The sequence below is a fragment of the Rhizobium sp. SRDI969 genome (assembly GCF_025152725.1).
GTDB lineage: Bacteria > Pseudomonadota > Alphaproteobacteria > Rhizobiales > Rhizobiaceae > Rhizobium > Rhizobium leguminosarum_I.
This window is the reverse complement of record NZ_CP104035.1, coordinates 2,935,760-2,950,484: the sequence shown is the minus strand read 5'-3', so window position 1 is coordinate 2,950,484 and position 14,725 is coordinate 2,935,760. Positions and strand designations below refer to the sequence as shown.

The 14,725-nt window shown below is 61.7% G+C and carries 10 protein-coding genes; 4 read left to right on the top strand and 6 right to left on the bottom strand.

From position 1 onward, the window contains the following. Nucleotides 1-94: 94 nt before the first annotated feature. Complete coding sequence (locus N2A41_RS14855) at nt 95-1,360, bottom strand: T6SS phospholipase effector Tle1-like catalytic domain-containing protein (RefSeq protein WP_260109111.1); 1,266 nt, start codon at nt 1,358-1,360, stop codon at nt 95-97. Nucleotides 1,361-1,498: 138 nt separating this feature from the next. Continuing rightward, nucleotides 1,499-4,987 carry a carbamoyl-phosphate synthase large subunit gene (carB, locus tag N2A41_RS14850; RefSeq protein ID WP_260109110.1) on the bottom strand — a complete coding sequence of 1,163 codons (3,489 nt, stop codon included), beginning with the start codon at nt 4,985-4,987 and terminating at the stop codon, nt 1,499-1,501. Between the two features lie 679 nt (nt 4,988-5,666). Here carB and ypfJ point away from each other — a divergent pair. Next, nucleotides 5,667-6,587 (top strand): KPN_02809 family neutral zinc metallopeptidase, encoded by a 921-nt coding sequence (gene ypfJ / locus N2A41_RS14845; protein ID WP_017965273.1) that lies wholly within the window; start codon nt 5,667-5,669, stop codon nt 6,585-6,587. 56 nt (nt 6,588-6,643) lie between these two features. On the opposite strand, the gene N2A41_RS14840 is transcribed toward ypfJ, so the two are convergent. Beyond that, the gene (locus N2A41_RS14840; protein WP_260109109.1) at nt 6,644-7,639 is read right to left on the bottom strand and encodes an aldo/keto reductase; all 996 of its coding nucleotides are present in this window, start codon (nt 7,637-7,639) and stop codon (nt 6,644-6,646) included. A 397-nt stretch (nt 7,640-8,036) separates the two neighbouring features. Here N2A41_RS14840 and N2A41_RS14835 point away from each other — a divergent pair, with 397 nt between their 5' ends. Both N2A41_RS14835 and N2A41_RS14830 read left to right on the top strand, forming a co-directional pair. Then, nucleotides 8,037-9,281, top strand: coding sequence for a TCR/Tet family MFS transporter (locus N2A41_RS14835; RefSeq protein ID WP_260109108.1), 1,245 nt, complete (start codon nt 8,037-8,039; stop codon nt 9,279-9,281). Between the two features lie 142 nt (nt 9,282-9,423). Then, a complete protein-coding gene (locus N2A41_RS14830) occupies nt 9,424-10,827 on the top strand; it encodes an MATE family efflux transporter (protein ID WP_017965270.1) in 1,404 nt (467 codons plus the stop codon). A 17-nt stretch (nt 10,828-10,844) separates the two neighbouring features. On the opposite strand, the gene N2A41_RS14825 is transcribed toward N2A41_RS14830, so the two are convergent. Further along, nucleotides 10,845-11,165: an antibiotic biosynthesis monooxygenase family protein gene (locus N2A41_RS14825; protein WP_260109107.1), complete on the bottom strand. Its 321-nt coding sequence runs from the start codon at nt 11,163-11,165 to the stop codon at nt 10,845-10,847. A gap of 223 nt (nt 11,166-11,388) precedes the next feature. After that, the gene (gene carA, locus N2A41_RS14820) at nt 11,389-12,594 is read right to left on the bottom strand and encodes a glutamine-hydrolyzing carbamoyl-phosphate synthase small subunit (RefSeq protein WP_032985309.1); all 1,206 of its coding nucleotides are present in this window, start codon (nt 12,592-12,594) and stop codon (nt 11,389-11,391) included. Nucleotides 12,595-12,864: 270 nt separating this feature from the next. Here carA and N2A41_RS14815 point away from each other — a divergent pair, with 270 nt between their 5' ends. Continuing rightward, on the top strand, nt 12,865-13,320 hold the full coding sequence (locus tag N2A41_RS14815; RefSeq protein ID WP_222386523.1) for a GatB/YqeY domain-containing protein: 456 nt from the start codon (nt 12,865-12,867) through the stop codon (nt 13,318-13,320). Nucleotides 13,321-13,323: 3 nt separating this feature from the next. Here N2A41_RS14815 and N2A41_RS14810 read toward each other — a convergent pair whose 3' ends face one another. After that, nucleotides 13,324-14,214, bottom strand: a complete 891-nt coding sequence (locus N2A41_RS14810) for a hypothetical protein (protein WP_222386522.1) — start codon at nt 14,212-14,214, stop codon at nt 13,324-13,326. Between the last annotated feature and the right edge of the window lie 511 nt (nt 14,215-14,725).

Here is a 14,725-nt window from a genome sequence, read left to right as displayed (position 1 = left end):
TCTTAGTCGGACGCTTATAGCAGATCGCCAAGGCCGATTTCCAGAAAATTCGCATGAAAGAAACGCGGCCCGCCCCAACATCAGGTGATGCGCCTCAAAATTGTGCAGGAGGCGGATGGTCCGGCCCATCCTTGGCCGGTGGGCGGTCCGACCATGGCTCTATCGTGAAGCTTCCCTGCCGCGGCAGGTTCGGGGACAGATTTCCGCGATCGATCACCGACTGGTGGATGACCGCACCGTCAGGAATGAAACGGCGATCCTGGAGCGGCAGGTAGATCCCTTCCCTGTTGCCGCGCTTGCGCCAGGAGGTTTCGGGCACGCGGCGGGGAATATATTCGAGAAGCCGCCATCCGGCGGTCATCGAATGGTGCGGATTGGCTTGCGCGTTCGGGGCCACGTAGTTCTGGATCGGCCTGCTGTTGTTCCCGAGCACGACTGCCTTGACCGTCTGGTCGATATAGTCGAGGCCGGTCTGCTTGGTTTCACTGATCATCCATTCGAGCGGGATCTTGATGATGCCGCTTTCCTTTTCCGGGTAGCCGCCGCCGACGTCGCCGTGGACGCCGGCAAACCAGACTTCCTTGACGTTCTGCGGCACCGGCTCCTTCGGCCGGAATGGCCCGCCCCAATATTCCTGCCCCGGCGTCCAGGGGATCAGGTTGAACATCGTCCGCCGCTCGTCGATCGCCATGGCATGGCGCACCCATTCGACGCTCGGATTCTTCCTGGTGAAGGGCAGGGTCCTTAGCTGCGGCAGCCATTTGCCCATCTCGATCACCGAGGCTACGGTATCGAAAAGCCCGAGCAGCTTGATCTTCGGCCGGTAGGTCTTCAGCGTCCTTTCATAGAGCCGCATGCTGGAAAAGGCCGATGGAGCATCATCGTCGGTCGCGCCGGCGAAGCCGCCGGCCTTCGCTTCGTTGTCGGAGATGCCCTTGTAGGTCCTGTAGGCATAATCGATGAGATTGACATGGTGCCGGCTGACGATGCCCAGCGCATGAATGAAGCCGGCGAGAACCCGGGCGCCATAGGCGCCGCGGCTGAAGCCGAAGATATGGATGCGGTCGCTATCCTCACCGCTGCCGCGTGGCGCGTGCTCATAATTGTCGACGATGAAGCGGTAGGCTTCCTTGACGTTCTGGTCGAGACCCCACCCGGTCGCCAGGCCCCAGACTTCGATGCTCTTGCGATAGGCCCTGGACCAGGCATTGGCCGCGCCAAATGTGCCGACACCGGGATCGTAGTAGACGATTTGCGTCGACGAACGTTTCAGAACGCCGAAAAGCCTGAGGATATTGGTGCGGTCCGCCGCAATCTCATTCGACGTGCCATCGAAGAGGATGACGATATTCTTGCTCATGCTCGCCCCCTGTTTGCGGGAATGCTAACATGATCGCGAAAGATGTACATCGGACGAAGCGCGAAGGCCGCGCCTTGTTTCTCATTCGAATTCGGGACAGGAGCAGGCGCGCGCGCTGCGCCCGCCTGTGGACCGATCTCAGGCGAAGTAGCTTTGCAGCGGCCGCACTTCCAGATTGCCGGCCTTCAGCGCCTTGATCGCTTGGGCGGCGGCCTCGGCGCCTGCCATCGTCGTGTAATAAGGCACCTTCTGCATCAGCGTCGCACGGCGCAACGACTTGGAGTCCGAGATCGCCTTGTTGCCATCGGTCGTGTTGATGACGAGCTGGACCTGGCGGTTGCGGATCGCGTCCTCGATGTGCGGACGGCCTTCCAGCACCTTGTTGATCTTGGTGGCGGTGATGCCGTTTTCGGCGAGGAAGCGGGCGGTGCCGCCGGTCGCCAGCACCTTGAATCCCTGTTCGACGAGGATGCGAATCGCCGGGAGAACGCGCGGCTTGTCGGCGTCGCGCACGGAGACGAAGACCGTGCCGTCACGCGGGAGCTCGACGCCGGCGCCAAGCTGCGACTTGGCGAAGGCCAGCGCAAAATCGGTATCGAGGCCGATGACTTCGCCGGTCGAGCGCATTTCCGGGCCGAGCAGCGTGTCGACGCCGGGGAAGCGGGCGAAGGGGAAGACGGCTTCCTTGACGGCAATGTGCTTCAGCTTGCGCGGATCGGGCTTTTCACCATAGGCGGCGAAGGTGGCGTCGAGTTTCTCGCCGGCCATGACGCGGGCGGCGATCTTGGCGATCGGCGCGCCGATGGTCTTGGCGACGAAGGGCACGGTGCGCGAGGCGCGCGGATTGACTTCGAGAACGTAGACGGTGCCGTCCTTGATGGCGAACTGGACGTTCATCAGGCCGCCGACATTGAGCGCCTTGGCCATAGCCTTGGCTTGGCGTTCGAGTTCGTCGAGCAGTTCGACCGACAGCGAGCGCGGCGGCAGCGAGCAGGCGCTGTCGCCGGAATGGATGCCGGCTTCCTCGATGTGCTCCATGATGCCGGCGACATAGACGTCGGTGCCGTCTGAGAGGCAGTCGACATCGACTTCGATGGCGTTGCTGAGATAGCTGTCGAAGAGCAGCGGGTTCTTGCCGAGCAGGGTGTTGATCTGGCCGGTCTTGTCGTTGGGATAGCGCTGCTTGATATCCTCAGGTACCAGTTCAGGCACGGTATCGAGCAGGTAGCTCTGCAGCTGGCCTTCCGAATGCAGGATCTGCATGGCGCGGCCGCCGAGCACGTAAGAGGGACGCACGACCAGCGGGAAGCCGATTTCGGTGGCGACCATGCGGGCCTGCTCGACCGAATAGGCGATGCCGTTGTTCGGCTGGTTGAGGTCGAGCTTCATCAGCAGCTTCTGGAAGCGGTCGCGGTCCTCGGCAAGGTCGATCATGTCGGGCGCGGTACCGAGGATCGGGATGCCGTTCTTTTCCAGCGCCTCGGCAAGCTTCAGCGGCGTCTGGCCGCCGAACTGGACGATGACGCCGACGACCTCACCCTTTTCCTGTTCTGCCCGCAGGATCTCGATCACGTCTTCGGCCGTTAGCGGCTCGAAATAGAGGCGGTCCGACGTGTCGTAGTCGGTCGAGACGGTTTCCGGGTTGCAGTTGATCATGATCGCTTCATAACCCGCATCCTTCAACGCGAAGGCGGCATGGCAGCAGCAATAATCGAACTCGATGCCCTGACCGATGCGGTTCGGGCCGCCGCCGAGGATGACGACTTTCTTGCGGTCGGAAATCTCGGCCTCCGAGCGGGCGGCGCCGACGAAGGGCGTCTCGTAGGTCGAATACATGTAGGCCGTCGGCGAGGCGAATTCGGCCGCACAGGTGTCGATGCGCTTGAAGACGGGGCGGACGTTCAGGCTGTTGCGGAATTCGGCGACTTCCTTCGGGCGCTTGCCGGTCAGCGTCGCCAGGCGCGCGTCGGAAAAGCCCATGGCCTTCAGCATGCGCAGGTTGGCGGCATCCTGCGGCAGGCCCTGCTCGCGAATACGGGCCTCCATCTCGACGATCGCCTTCAGCTCGGCGATGAACCAGGGGTCGATCTTGCAGCCTTCGTGGACTTCGGCTTCGCTCATGCCCTGGCGCAGCGCCTGGGCGACCATGCGGAGCCGATCGGGCGTCGGTGTGCCGATTGCAGCGCGGATGGCGTTCTGGCTGGATTCGCCCTCTTCATAGCCGGGGATCTCGATTTCGTCGAGGCCGGTCAGGCCGGTTTCCAAGCCACGCAGCGCCTTCTGCAGCGATTCGGCGAAGGTGCGGCCGATTGCCATGACTTCGCCGACCGACTTCATCGCGGTCGTCAGCACCGGCGAGGCGCCGGGGAATTTCTCGAAGGCGAAACGTGGGATCTTGGTGACGACGTAGTCGATCGACGGTTCGAAGGAGGCAGGCGTTGCGCCACCGGTGATGTCGTTTTCCAGTTCGTCGAGCGTATAGCCGATCGCGAGCTTGGCGGCGATCTTGGCGATCGGGAAGCCTGTGGCCTTGGAGGCGAGCGCCGACGAGCGCGAGACGCGCGGGTTCATTTCGATGACGACGAGGCGGCCGTCCTTCGGATTGACGGCGAACTGGACGTTCGAGCCGCCGGTCTCGACCCCGATCTCGCGCAGCACCGCGATCGAGGCGTTGCGCATGATCTGGTATTCCTTGTCGGTCAGCGTCAGCGCCGGGGCGACGGTGATCGAATCGCCGGTGTGGACGCCCATCGGGTCGATGTTTTCGATCGAGCAGATGATGATGCAGTTGTCCGCCTTGTCGCGGACGACCTCCATTTCATATTCCTTCCAGCCGAGCACCGATTCCTCGACCAGCACTTCGGTGGTCGGCGAGGCATCGAGACCACCGCCGACAATCTCGAAGAATTCCGAGCGATTGTAGGCGATGCCGCCGCCGGTGCCGCCGAGCGTGAAGGAGGGGCGGATGATGGCGGGCAGGCCGACATGGTCGATCGCCTGGGCAGCAATCGCCATGGCATGGCTCATGTAACGCTGTTTGCGGTCGCTTTCGCCGAGGTTCCACTGGTTTTCCAGCTCGTCCAGCGCCGTGTCGAGGGCGGGGCCGGAAAGGCTTTCACGCAGCTTGACGCGTTCGGCCTCGTGCGTCTTGCGGTCGAGGTCCTTGATGTCGGTGGCGTTCGCCAGCATGGAGCGCGGGGTTTCCAGCCCGATACGGGCCATCGCCTCGCGGAACAGCGCGCGGTCCTCGGCCATGTCGATGGCGGCGGGCTTGGCGCCGATCATCTCGACATTGTAGCGGTCGAGCACGCCCATGCGCTTCAGCGAAAGCGCGGTGTTCAGCGCCGTCTGGCCGCCCATGGTCGGCAGCAGCGCATCCGGGCGCTCCTTGGCGATGATCTTGGCGACGACTTCGGGGGTGATCGGCTCGACATAGGTGGCGTCGGCAAGACCCGGATCGGTCATGATCGTCGCCGGGTTGGAGTTGACGAGGATGACGCGGTAGCCTTCCTCCTTCAGCGCCTTGCAGGCCTGGGTGCCGGAATAGTCGAACTCGCAAGCCTGGCCGATGACGATCGGTCCCGCGCCGATGATGAGGATCGATTTGATATCTTGGCGCTTCGGCATGAGTGCTTCCGTTTTCTGGCTGCGCAGAAAGCCGGCCAGGGTGGGAGATCACCGGGTCGGGTCGCGCATGCTGGGTCTTTTCAGGCTAGAAGCGGCTTATAGGCAAATGTATTTGCAAACGGAACCCCATAAATCGCGGAATCGACACGAATCCAACACGGCGCGAAGGGCTACTTCTCGTCAGACACGACCAGCACCTGGATTTCGCCGTCACCCGCCGGATTGGTGAGGGCGTCGGGCGCTTCCTCAAGTCCGATCCGTCTGGATTCGGCGGCTCAACCATGATCCTGTCACAGGAAGAGATCCAGTGGTGCGTCCGTGGGTGAAATGTTCAATCATGCGGGTCTGCCCGCTGATTTACGGGAACAATATCATGCCCGTAAAAGTTCGCGGCTGAGAAAAAACTGGAGACTGTGATGGTAGATCCTAAAGACAAAGAACCGGCAGAAGGCTCGCGGGAGACAGTGGATAAGGAGTTGGCGCGCCAAGAGGAGGGAAAGTGGCCAGGCATCGCCCACAAAGGCGCCGGACAGAAAGGACCACCGCAACCACGCTCAACGAACAAGTGAGGCCGCCGAGACGTTTGTTTTCGGTGCGAATGAAGTCGCTGGAATTCCGGCCGCCGACGGATATATAGATTGCTTGAGTGCAAGCAGGGGCATTGCCGGGGAGAGCGAAGATGGAATGGAGAGGCCGGCGTCAGTCCGACAATATCGAGGATCGCCGCGGCGATCCGACCGGCGGCGGTTTCGGCCGCGGCGGCGGCTTTAATTTCCCCTCCGGCGGTGGCGTTCGCCGGGCCGGCGGTGGCCTCAGCATCGGCACGATCATCTTCCTCGTCGTCATCTATTTTATCTTCAAGGCGATGGGTATCGACCTGATGCAGGTGCTCGATACCGGCGGCACGACGAGCGGTCCCGGCTACGAGCAGAGCCAGTCCGGCGGCACGCGCACGCCTGCCAATGACGAGATGACCGCCTTCATGCGCACCGTTCTTGCCGAGACCGAAGATACCTGGCAGGGCATTTTCCAGGCGCAGGGCCAGAATTACGAGGAGCCACGCCTCGTGCTGTTCTCGGGCTCGACGGCTTCGGCCTGCGGCTCGGCATCGGCGGCAACAGGTCCGTTCTACTGCCCGAGCGACCACAAGGTCTATCTCGACACCGAGTTCTTCCGGGAGCTTTCCGACCGGTTCGGCGCGTCGGGCGATTTTGCCGAGGCCTATGTCGTTGCCCACGAGGTCGGCCATCACGTGCAGAACTTGCTCGGCATCCTGCCGAAGTTCAACCAGGCCCGCCAGCGCATGAGCGAGGCCGAGGCCAACAAGATGTCCGTGCGCGTCGAGCTGCAGGCCGACTGCTTCGCCGGCATCTGGGGCAAATATACCCAGCAGAAGGGCCTGCTGGAGTCCGGCGACTTGGAGGAGGCGCTGAACGCCGCCCAGCAGATCGGCGACGATACGCTGCAGAAGCGGTCACAGGGTTACGTCGTCCCGGAAAGCTTCAACCACGGCACCTCGGAGCAGCGCGTCAGATGGTTCAAGCGTGGCTTCGACAGCGGCCAGTTGTCGGCCTGCGATACGTTCTCCGGGCCGATTTAGGAGTGGAGAGGAAGGGCGCATGGCACAACACTCATCGCGGCCCTCCCGATCCGTCCTTATTTCTCGCTGTCCATATGCTGCAGCATGTGTTCGGGATAACGCCCACCCGCGGCCGCATCTTTCGGCACGGCGCGTTCGATGATGGCGAAATCTTGCGGTGAAAGATCGACGGCGCGTGAGCCGAGCGCCTCCGTCAATCGATCGCGGCGGCGAGCGCCGATGATCGGGACGATATCCTTGCCCTTGGCGGCAACCCAGGCGATGGCGATCTGGGCGACAGACACGCTCTTTGCCTCGGCAATCTCACGCAGCTTCTCCACCAGAGCGAGGTTCTGCTCGATATTGCCTTCCTGGAAGCGCGGGCTGTAGGCGCGGAAATCGCCGGCCGTCCCACCGTGGCCCTTTTGCCAGTGGCCGCTGATCAGGCCGCGCGAGAGCACGCCGTAAGCGGTGATCGAGATGCCGAGTTCGCGTGTCGTCGGCAGGATCTTCTCCTCAATGCCGCGCGAGATCAGCGAATATTCGATCTGCAGGTCGACGATCGGGGCGACAGCGGCGGCGCGACGGATGGTATCGGCGCCGACTTCCGACAAGCCGATATGCCTGACATAACCCGCCTTGACCATGTCGGCGATGGCACCGACCGTGTCTTCGATCGGCACGTTCGGATCGAGGCGGGCAGGACGATAGATGTCGATATAGTCGACGCCGAGGCGCTGCAGCGTATAGCTGAGGAAGTTCTTCACCGCGACCGGGCGGGCGTCAATGCCGTTCCAGCAGCCGACGGGATCGCGCAAGCCGCCGAACTTGACGCTGATGACGGCGTTTTCGCGCCTGCGGCCCTTCAATGCCTCGCCGATTAGCATTTCGTTATGGCCCATGCCGTAGAAATCGCCGGTGTCGAGCAGGTTGATGCCGGCATCGAGGGCGGCATGGATCGTCGCGATGCTTTCTGCGCGATCGGACGGGCCGTACATGCCCGACATACCCATGCAGCCGAGGCTGATGGCCGAGACATCGGGTCCGGTCTTTCCCAAACGATAGGTCTGCATTGTCTTCTCCATCTTCTGCGCCGCGGCGCGATCGCATATCCGCGCCGGGCGTCGTCATCGATGCTGCCGTTCTACCGCTTTCGCATTCGGGCGATAATCGGAGAGTATCAAACAGGCTGTGCGGGGGAATGCACAATGACCGGTCTCTCTTGTGATCTGGATGCCGTCGCGGCGATTGCAAGAGAACGCGTTGCCCGACGATCCGCTGGGCGGCTCTCGATTTTCTGAAGCTGGAACGGCAGCGCGCGCCCTCCGGTTGAGATCTCTCATAAATTCCCGTACAGCATTATCAAAAGCTTTGAAATGTTCACGGATTGTTTCGGTTTCTTTTCTGAGCTATGTCACTTTCTCGGCGACGAGATCGTCTTTTCAGGACCAACCGCTGTAGAGATGCCTCATGCTTGACCCGAAATTTGTTCGCCGCGGCCTTTTCCTGGTCTTCATCATCCTTTTCCTCGACATTATCGGCATCGCCATCATCATGCCGGTGCTGCCCGCCTATCTGGAGCAACTGACCGGCGGCAGCGTCAGCGATGCGGCGATCGACGGCGGGTGGCTGATGCTCGTCTATGCCGGCATGCAATTCCTGTTCGCGCCGCTGCTCGGAAACCTGTCCGACCGTTTCGGCCGCCGGCCGATCCTTTTGCTTTCGGTGCTGACCTTCGCGATCGACAATTTCATCTGCGGCATCGCCACCAGCTTCTGGATGCTGTTCGTCGGCCGCGTGCTTGCCGGCATCAGCGGCGGCAGCTTCGCCACCTGCTCGGCCTATATCGCCGACATCAGCACGGAGGAGAACCGGGCGAAGAATTTCGGGCTGATCGGCATCGCCTTCGGCGTCGGCTTCACCATCGGCCCCGTCGTTGGCGGTGTCCTCGGCGAATTCGGCCCCCGTGTGCCATTCCTCGGCGCGGCTGCGCTGTCGCTTGTCAATTTCATCGCCGCCTGCTTCCTTTTGCCCGAAACGCTGGAGGCGAAGAACCGCCGCCGGTTCGAATGGAAACGCGCCAATCCGCTCGGCGCGTTGCGCCAGATGCGCCATTATCCCGGCATCGGCTGGGTCAGCCTCGTCATGTTCCTATTCTTCCTGGCGCATGCCGTCTATCCCTCGGTCTGGTCGTTCGTCTCAACCTATCGCTACGGTTGGAGCGAGGGACAGATCGGCCTGTCGCTCGGCATTTACGGCATCGGCGCCGCGACCGTCATGGGGCTGGTTCTGCCGCGGATCGTGCCGGTGCTCGGCGAGTGGAAGACCGCTCTTCTCGGCATCTGCTTTTCAGCTGCAGGATTGACCGGCTATGCCTTCGCCTGGGAGGGCTGGGTGGTTTACGTTGTCATCGTCGCGACCGTCATCGAAAACGTCGCCGACCCGCCGCTGCGCAGCATCGCCGCCGGCATGGTGCCGCCGTCGGCGCAGGGCGAGCTGCAGGGCGCGCTGACCAGTCTCAGCAGCATCACCACCATTGTCGGGCCACTGATCTTCACGCAGATGTTTTCCTACTTCACGCGGCCCGAGGCGCCTGTCACTTTTGCCGGCGCGCCGTATCTCACGGCCGCCGTGCTCATCCTTCTGGCCGCCGGGGTATTCCTCACAAGGGTTCGGGTGAGGGAGCCGGCCGAGGCGCTGGAAGCCACGGGCTGACCGATCAGAAATGGTGATGCGATGATGAATTTTTCATCATCTGCCTCATTTGGGGTAGTTCTTTGCAGGGCTTTGATCTAAGCCCGGATGGTATTTCGCCGCAAGTTGCGGCGACGCATATTTCAATCACAGGACTGGTGTCATGGACACGCCGATCGACGCGCGCAGGCTTGCGCCGACAACCGATAATCGTTGGGGCGCACATTTCCGCGCCACGCTGGCGCTCGGCGTTCCGCTGATCGGCGCGCAGCTTGCCCAGCTCGGCATCAACACCACCGACGTGATGATCGTCGGCCGCCTCGGCGCCGAGCATCTGGCGGCAATGGTGCTTGCGGCGCAGTTCCTGTTCACGATCCTGATCTTCGGCTCGGGCTTTGCCATCGCCGTCATTCCAATGGTGGCACAGGCCTATGGCCGCGGCGACCTCGTCTCGGTGCGCCGGTCGCTGCGCATGGGTCTGTGGGTGGTGATCGCATACTGGGTGATCATGCAGCCGGCCTTCTTCAATTCGGAGCAGATCCTCCTTTTCGCACAGCAGAAGCCCGAGGTGGCCAAGCTCGCTCACGGCTACATCATGATCGGCCAGTTCGGCGTGCTGCCGGCACTGCTTTTCAATGTCATGCGCGCGCTGGTCAGCGCCATCGGCAAGGCGGGCATCATCCTCAACGTCACCATCGCCACGCTGGTGATGAATGCGATTTTCGCCTATATGCTCGTGCTCGGCCATTTCGGCTTTCCGGCGATGGGGCTCGAAGGTGCGGCGATCGTTTCGGTCGCCGTGCAGACAGCCGGCTTCCTGTTCATCCTGGCTTTCGTGCAGCGGCGGGAAGAGACGCGCCGCTACGAGATCTTCGTGCGGTTCTGGAAGCCCGACTGGCATGCGCTGCTGGAGGTCATCCGGCTCGGTTTCCCGATCAGCGTCACCATCCTCGCCGAAGTCAGCCTGTTCACGGTGGCTTCGCTCTTGATGGGCTATATCGGCACCATCGAGCTCGCCGCCCACGGCATTGCCCTGCAATGGGCCTCGATCGCCTTCATGATCCCGCTCGGCCTCAGCCAAGCGGCGACGGTGCGCGTCGGCGTCGCGCATGGGCAGGGCGATTATCAAGGGCTGGTGCGCGGTTCGATCACGGTGCTCATCCTCGCCTGCGCCATTTCGGCGGTCGGCAGCGTGCTCTTTGCCACCATGCCACAATTCCTCGGCAGCTGGTTCCTCGACGTCAACTCGCCCGAAGCGCCTAGGGTGCTTGCCTATGCCGGGCCGCTGATCGTCGTTGCCGGACTTTTCCAGCTCGTCGACGGGCTGCAGGTGATTGCCAATGGATTGCTGCGCGGCCTCAAGGACGCACGCGTGCCGATGGTCATGGCGTTGATCGCCTACTGGCCGATCGGCTTCTTCCTCGCCTGGGCCTTTGCCTTCCCGCTGGGTTTCGGTGGCATCGGCATCTGGTTCGGCTTCCTCGTCGGACTGGCGGCCGCCGCCGTCATGCTCTGCGCGCGCTTCTACCTTCTTCTTCGCCGGGAGGCGGAACTGGCCCACGCCTGAGCCGGCCGCCTCTGCGGTCAGGCCGCGACAGGCTTGTAGCCTGCGATATCTGCACGAATGCCGAGACACGCAAACATTTCCTGCGGATCGAAATTGGCGGCCTTGTGAGCCGCAGCGACGGCGGCCCGCGCGCGTTCGACGACCTCTGTATTTTCCCATTCGGCAATCGTGACGAAATTGAATTCGCCCGGACCGGCGACCTGCTCCAGCACCCTGTGATCGATGAAACCGTCCTGCGCTTCCAGCAGCTTGTGGGTCATCATCACTCTGACGAGAAATTCTTCTCGCGCCGCCGCCGGCACGATGAACTTGTCTACTCGAAAGAAAGCTCCGTTCATCCAGTTTTCTCCTGCATCAGATGTCTGCAGGCAGATCTGTAATTCCTCAAGTTAAGCTGATGTCAAGAGGCGGATAAAGAAAAAGGCCCGGCCGCTGCATAATTCCTCAAATCGGAATCGATTTAAGGAATTATGTAGCAATTCAAAGTGTTACAGCGTCCTTTGCGCTGAAAAGACGCGCGGCGCTGTAAGCGGGCCCATCGGAAATCGGTGTTGCTTGAAATCAGCGTTCGGCGAGCGCCGGTTCGCCCTTCTTCTCGCGCACCATGTTGATGAAGCGGCGGAAGAGATAGTGGCTGTCCTGCGGGCCGGGAGAGGCTTCCGGGTGGTGCTGGACCGAGAAGACCTGCTTGCCGAGGACGCGCAGGCCGCAATTGGTGCCGTCGAAAAGTGAAATATGAGTCTCTTCAACGCCATCGGGCAGCGACTTCGAGTCTACCGCGAAGCCGTGGTTCATCGAGACGATCTCGACCTTTCCTGTGGTATGGTCCTTGACGGGATGGTTGGCGCCATGATGGCCCTGATGCATTTTCTCGGTCTTCGCGCCGAGTGCGAGCCCCAGCATCTGGTGGCCGAGGCAGATGCCGAAGACCGGGATATCGGTCTTAACAAGCGTCTTGATCACGGGCACGGCATATTCGCCGGTTGCCGCCGGATCGCCCGGGCCGTTCGACAGGAAGATGCCGTCCGGCTGCATGGCGAGCACATCTTCGGCGCTCGTTGCGGCCGGCACGACCGTCACTTTGCAGCCGAGGCCGGCAAACAGGCGTAGGATGTTGCGCTTGACGCCGTAATCCAGGCAGACGACGTGGTATTTCGCGTCCGTCGCCTTGAGTTCACCGTAACCTTCATTCCACACCCACGGCGTTTCGACCCATTGCGAGGACTGGCCGGACGAGGCGATCTTGGCAAGGTCGAGACCTTCGAGGCCGCTCCAGGCTTTGGCTTCGGCCTTCAGCGTCTCGATGTCGAAGACGCCGTTCGGGTCGTGGGCGATCACCGCGTTCGGAGCGCCGTTCTCGCGGATCCAAGCGGTCAGCGCGCGCGTGTCGATGCCGCAGAGACCGATGACGCCGCGGGCCTTCAGCCATTGGTCGAGGTGCTTGGCGGCGCGGTAGTTCGAGGGGTCCGTGATGTCGGCCTTGAAGATGACGCCGACGGCGCCATGGCGGGCGGCAGGAGTCAGATCCTCGATGTCTTCATCATTGGTGCCGATATTGCCGATATGCGGGAAGGTGAAGGTGACGATCTGGCCGAGATAGGAAGGGTCCGTCAGGATCTCCTCGTAGCCTGTCAGCGCGGTGTTGAAAACCACTTCGGCCGGCACCTTGCCGGTGGCGCCGATGCCCTTGCCTTCGATGACCGTGCCGTCGGCAAGAACGAGCAGGGCGGTCGGCTTTTCGATTGTCCAGGGTGCTGTCGCGGTCATCTTCATCCCATTTCCGGCAGGCGGGCGCGTTGCCGCGGCTCGCCGCCTTTTGATCTCGCAGGCGTGTGGACGCGGCAATGCCGCGCGCTTCAGGCCTGATCACGAATTTTGGTGCAGGTGGCGGTAAATAGCCACGCAATCGCTTAGCGTCAATCTTTGTAGCCGAGATTGCCGCCGTTTTCCTGCGCTTTATCGCGCCGACCGCGCAATTTATTTGATCCCCCGCATCAGCCTGGTTTATGAAGCGGCATCAAAACAGGAGTGAAGACCATGCTGCGCGATCAACTCGCCACCCAGCTGAAAGAGGCGATGAAGGCCAAGAATGCGGAGCGGCTTTCCACCGTCCGGCTGATTCAGGCCGCGGTCAAGGACCGGGATATCGCCAATCGCGGCATCGGCAAGGAGCAGGCGAGCGACGACGAGATCCTGCAGATTCTCGCCAAGATGGTGAAGCAGCGCGACGAATCGGCCAAGATCTACGAGGAGAATTCCCGGCCGGAGCTTGCCGCCAAGGAGCGCGCGGAAATCACCGTCATCCAGGATTTCATGCCGAAGCAACTTTCGGACAGTGAAGTGCGCGCCAACGTGTCGGCGATCATCGCCGAGACGGGTGCCGCGGGCGCCAAGGACATGGGCAAGGTGATGGCGGCGCTGAAGGAGCGTTATGCCGGCCAGATGGATTTCGCCAAGGCGTCGGCGACGGTCAAGGAACTGTTGAACGGATAAGCCTCAGATGGCGCGTCTTGCCTGCGGTTCGTCACGGACCGCAGGCCCGAGCACCGCTTCGGCGGCGGCATCGATGATGGCGAATTTCGCTGCCTGATAATTCCAATATTCGCGGATGAAGTGGGCCGACAGCCAGAAGTCGCCCTTGCGGGAGGGTTCGGTCCAGCCAATGCTCTCCATGGTCGCCGCCTGCATCAGAAGGCGCTTCAGGTGGGTGTTGGAGATCATGAACTGTTCGCGGATTTCCCTGAGCGACAGAGGGCCGAGTACGACGCGGTCGGCCGTCCTTGGAAATTCGGGAAGGCGCGAGATCAGGTAGTCCATCACCAGCCCGCCGGAATTCGCCCAGTTGAAGAGGTTGAAGGTGGCGCCCGGATTGCGGACCGCCTCACTCCCGATGATCGCCCTTGCGATCAGCGGCTGGATCGCTGCCATCATCGCCGAGGGCTCGGCGGCGATCTTATTGGCGCGCTCACCACCGTCGAGACCGTCGAGGATCATCATATGGGCGACGAGCCATCGGGCGAAATGCTGCTCGGCGATTTCGGTGGGCTCGAGGTAGCGTGTGCGCTTATCGGGACCGGGAACCGGTCGCAGGAAGCGATAGGCCAGCATTTCCTGCATGAAGGCCGCGGCCGTGTTGCGGCTGGCAATATCGTTCCTGACTGCAAAATCGATGAAGCGGCCGGAATAGAGGCCGCCGCTCTTCCCGTCGTCGGAATAACCGTAATGAAGCGCGAAGCCGGCATGGGCCATCAGCCAGCGCTGCTGCGCGGCGAAGATCGAGGCGATGCGCGGGCTCTCGCGATAGATGGCGAGCATCTGATCGGCGCAATGAAGGATGGCCGCGAGAAAGCGGTCGTCTGCTGCAAGATTGTCCGCGGTAAAAGCCATTTGGAGAGGTCCAGGGAGTTCGGCGCATCCATCTTTCATGCGAGCGCCGCCTGTCAACGGTTTTGTCAATAAGCGGTTAATTTCAAAAGGAGAGTCGTCGCAAGAGAGCACAAAATTTAAGAAGGCAGGAGCTGGGGGCGCTCCTGCCTTCTTGCTCTTTGCGTCCGCCGGCACGCAGGGCCGAAGCCCAAGCCGGAGGGTATTTGCAAAGGCACCCTTGCGAAGCGGCGCCGGGGGTAGGGATGGTGCTTCGCTCGGGGATCGCTTTGTTGAGATCGAACCTATTGCGGTGCAGCGGCATATTCAAATTACAAAAAAATAATAATTGCCGGAAACGGTGGTTTAAGAGGCGTCGAGGCGGACTGTCGGGAAGTGGCGAGCAGAATGATGAGGCGCAATCATCTGAAGGGGTAATCCATTGTTTCAAAAATATTTTTTCTCACCTCTGTTGGATGCCGCCGCTCTTGCCGAAGCTTTTCTGACGACGGAATTCTGGCTCTGAAGGGACAAT

What these genes read in the sequence shown, in the direction of transcription:
- N2A41_RS14855 (WP_260109111.1), bottom strand. Translation starts at nt 1,360, where the DNA reads ATGAGCAAGAATATCGTCATCCTCTTCGATGGCACGTCGAATGAGATT.
- carB (WP_260109110.1), bottom strand. Translation starts at nt 4,987, where the DNA reads ATGCCGAAGCGCCAAGATATCAAATCGATCCTCATCATCGGCGCGGGA.
- ypfJ (WP_017965273.1), top strand. Translation starts at nt 5,667, where the DNA reads ATGGAATGGAGAGGCCGGCGTCAGTCCGACAATATCGAGGATCGCCGC.
- N2A41_RS14840 (WP_260109109.1), bottom strand. Translation starts at nt 7,639, where the DNA reads ATGCAGACCTATCGTTTGGGAAAGACCGGACCCGATGTCTCGGCCATC.
- N2A41_RS14835 (WP_260109108.1), top strand. Translation starts at nt 8,037, where the DNA reads ATGCTTGACCCGAAATTTGTTCGCCGCGGCCTTTTCCTGGTCTTCATC.
- N2A41_RS14830 (WP_017965270.1), top strand. Translation starts at nt 9,424, where the DNA reads ATGGACACGCCGATCGACGCGCGCAGGCTTGCGCCGACAACCGATAAT.
- N2A41_RS14825 (WP_260109107.1), bottom strand. Translation starts at nt 11,165, where the DNA reads ATGAACGGAGCTTTCTTTCGAGTAGACAAGTTCATCGTGCCGGCGGCG.
- carA (WP_032985309.1), bottom strand. Translation starts at nt 12,594, where the DNA reads ATGACCGCGACAGCACCCTGGACAATCGAAAAGCCGACCGCCCTGCTC.
- N2A41_RS14815 (WP_222386523.1), top strand. Translation starts at nt 12,865, where the DNA reads ATGCTGCGCGATCAACTCGCCACCCAGCTGAAAGAGGCGATGAAGGCC.
- N2A41_RS14810 (WP_222386522.1), bottom strand. Translation starts at nt 14,214, where the DNA reads ATGGCTTTTACCGCGGACAATCTTGCAGCAGACGACCGCTTTCTCGCG.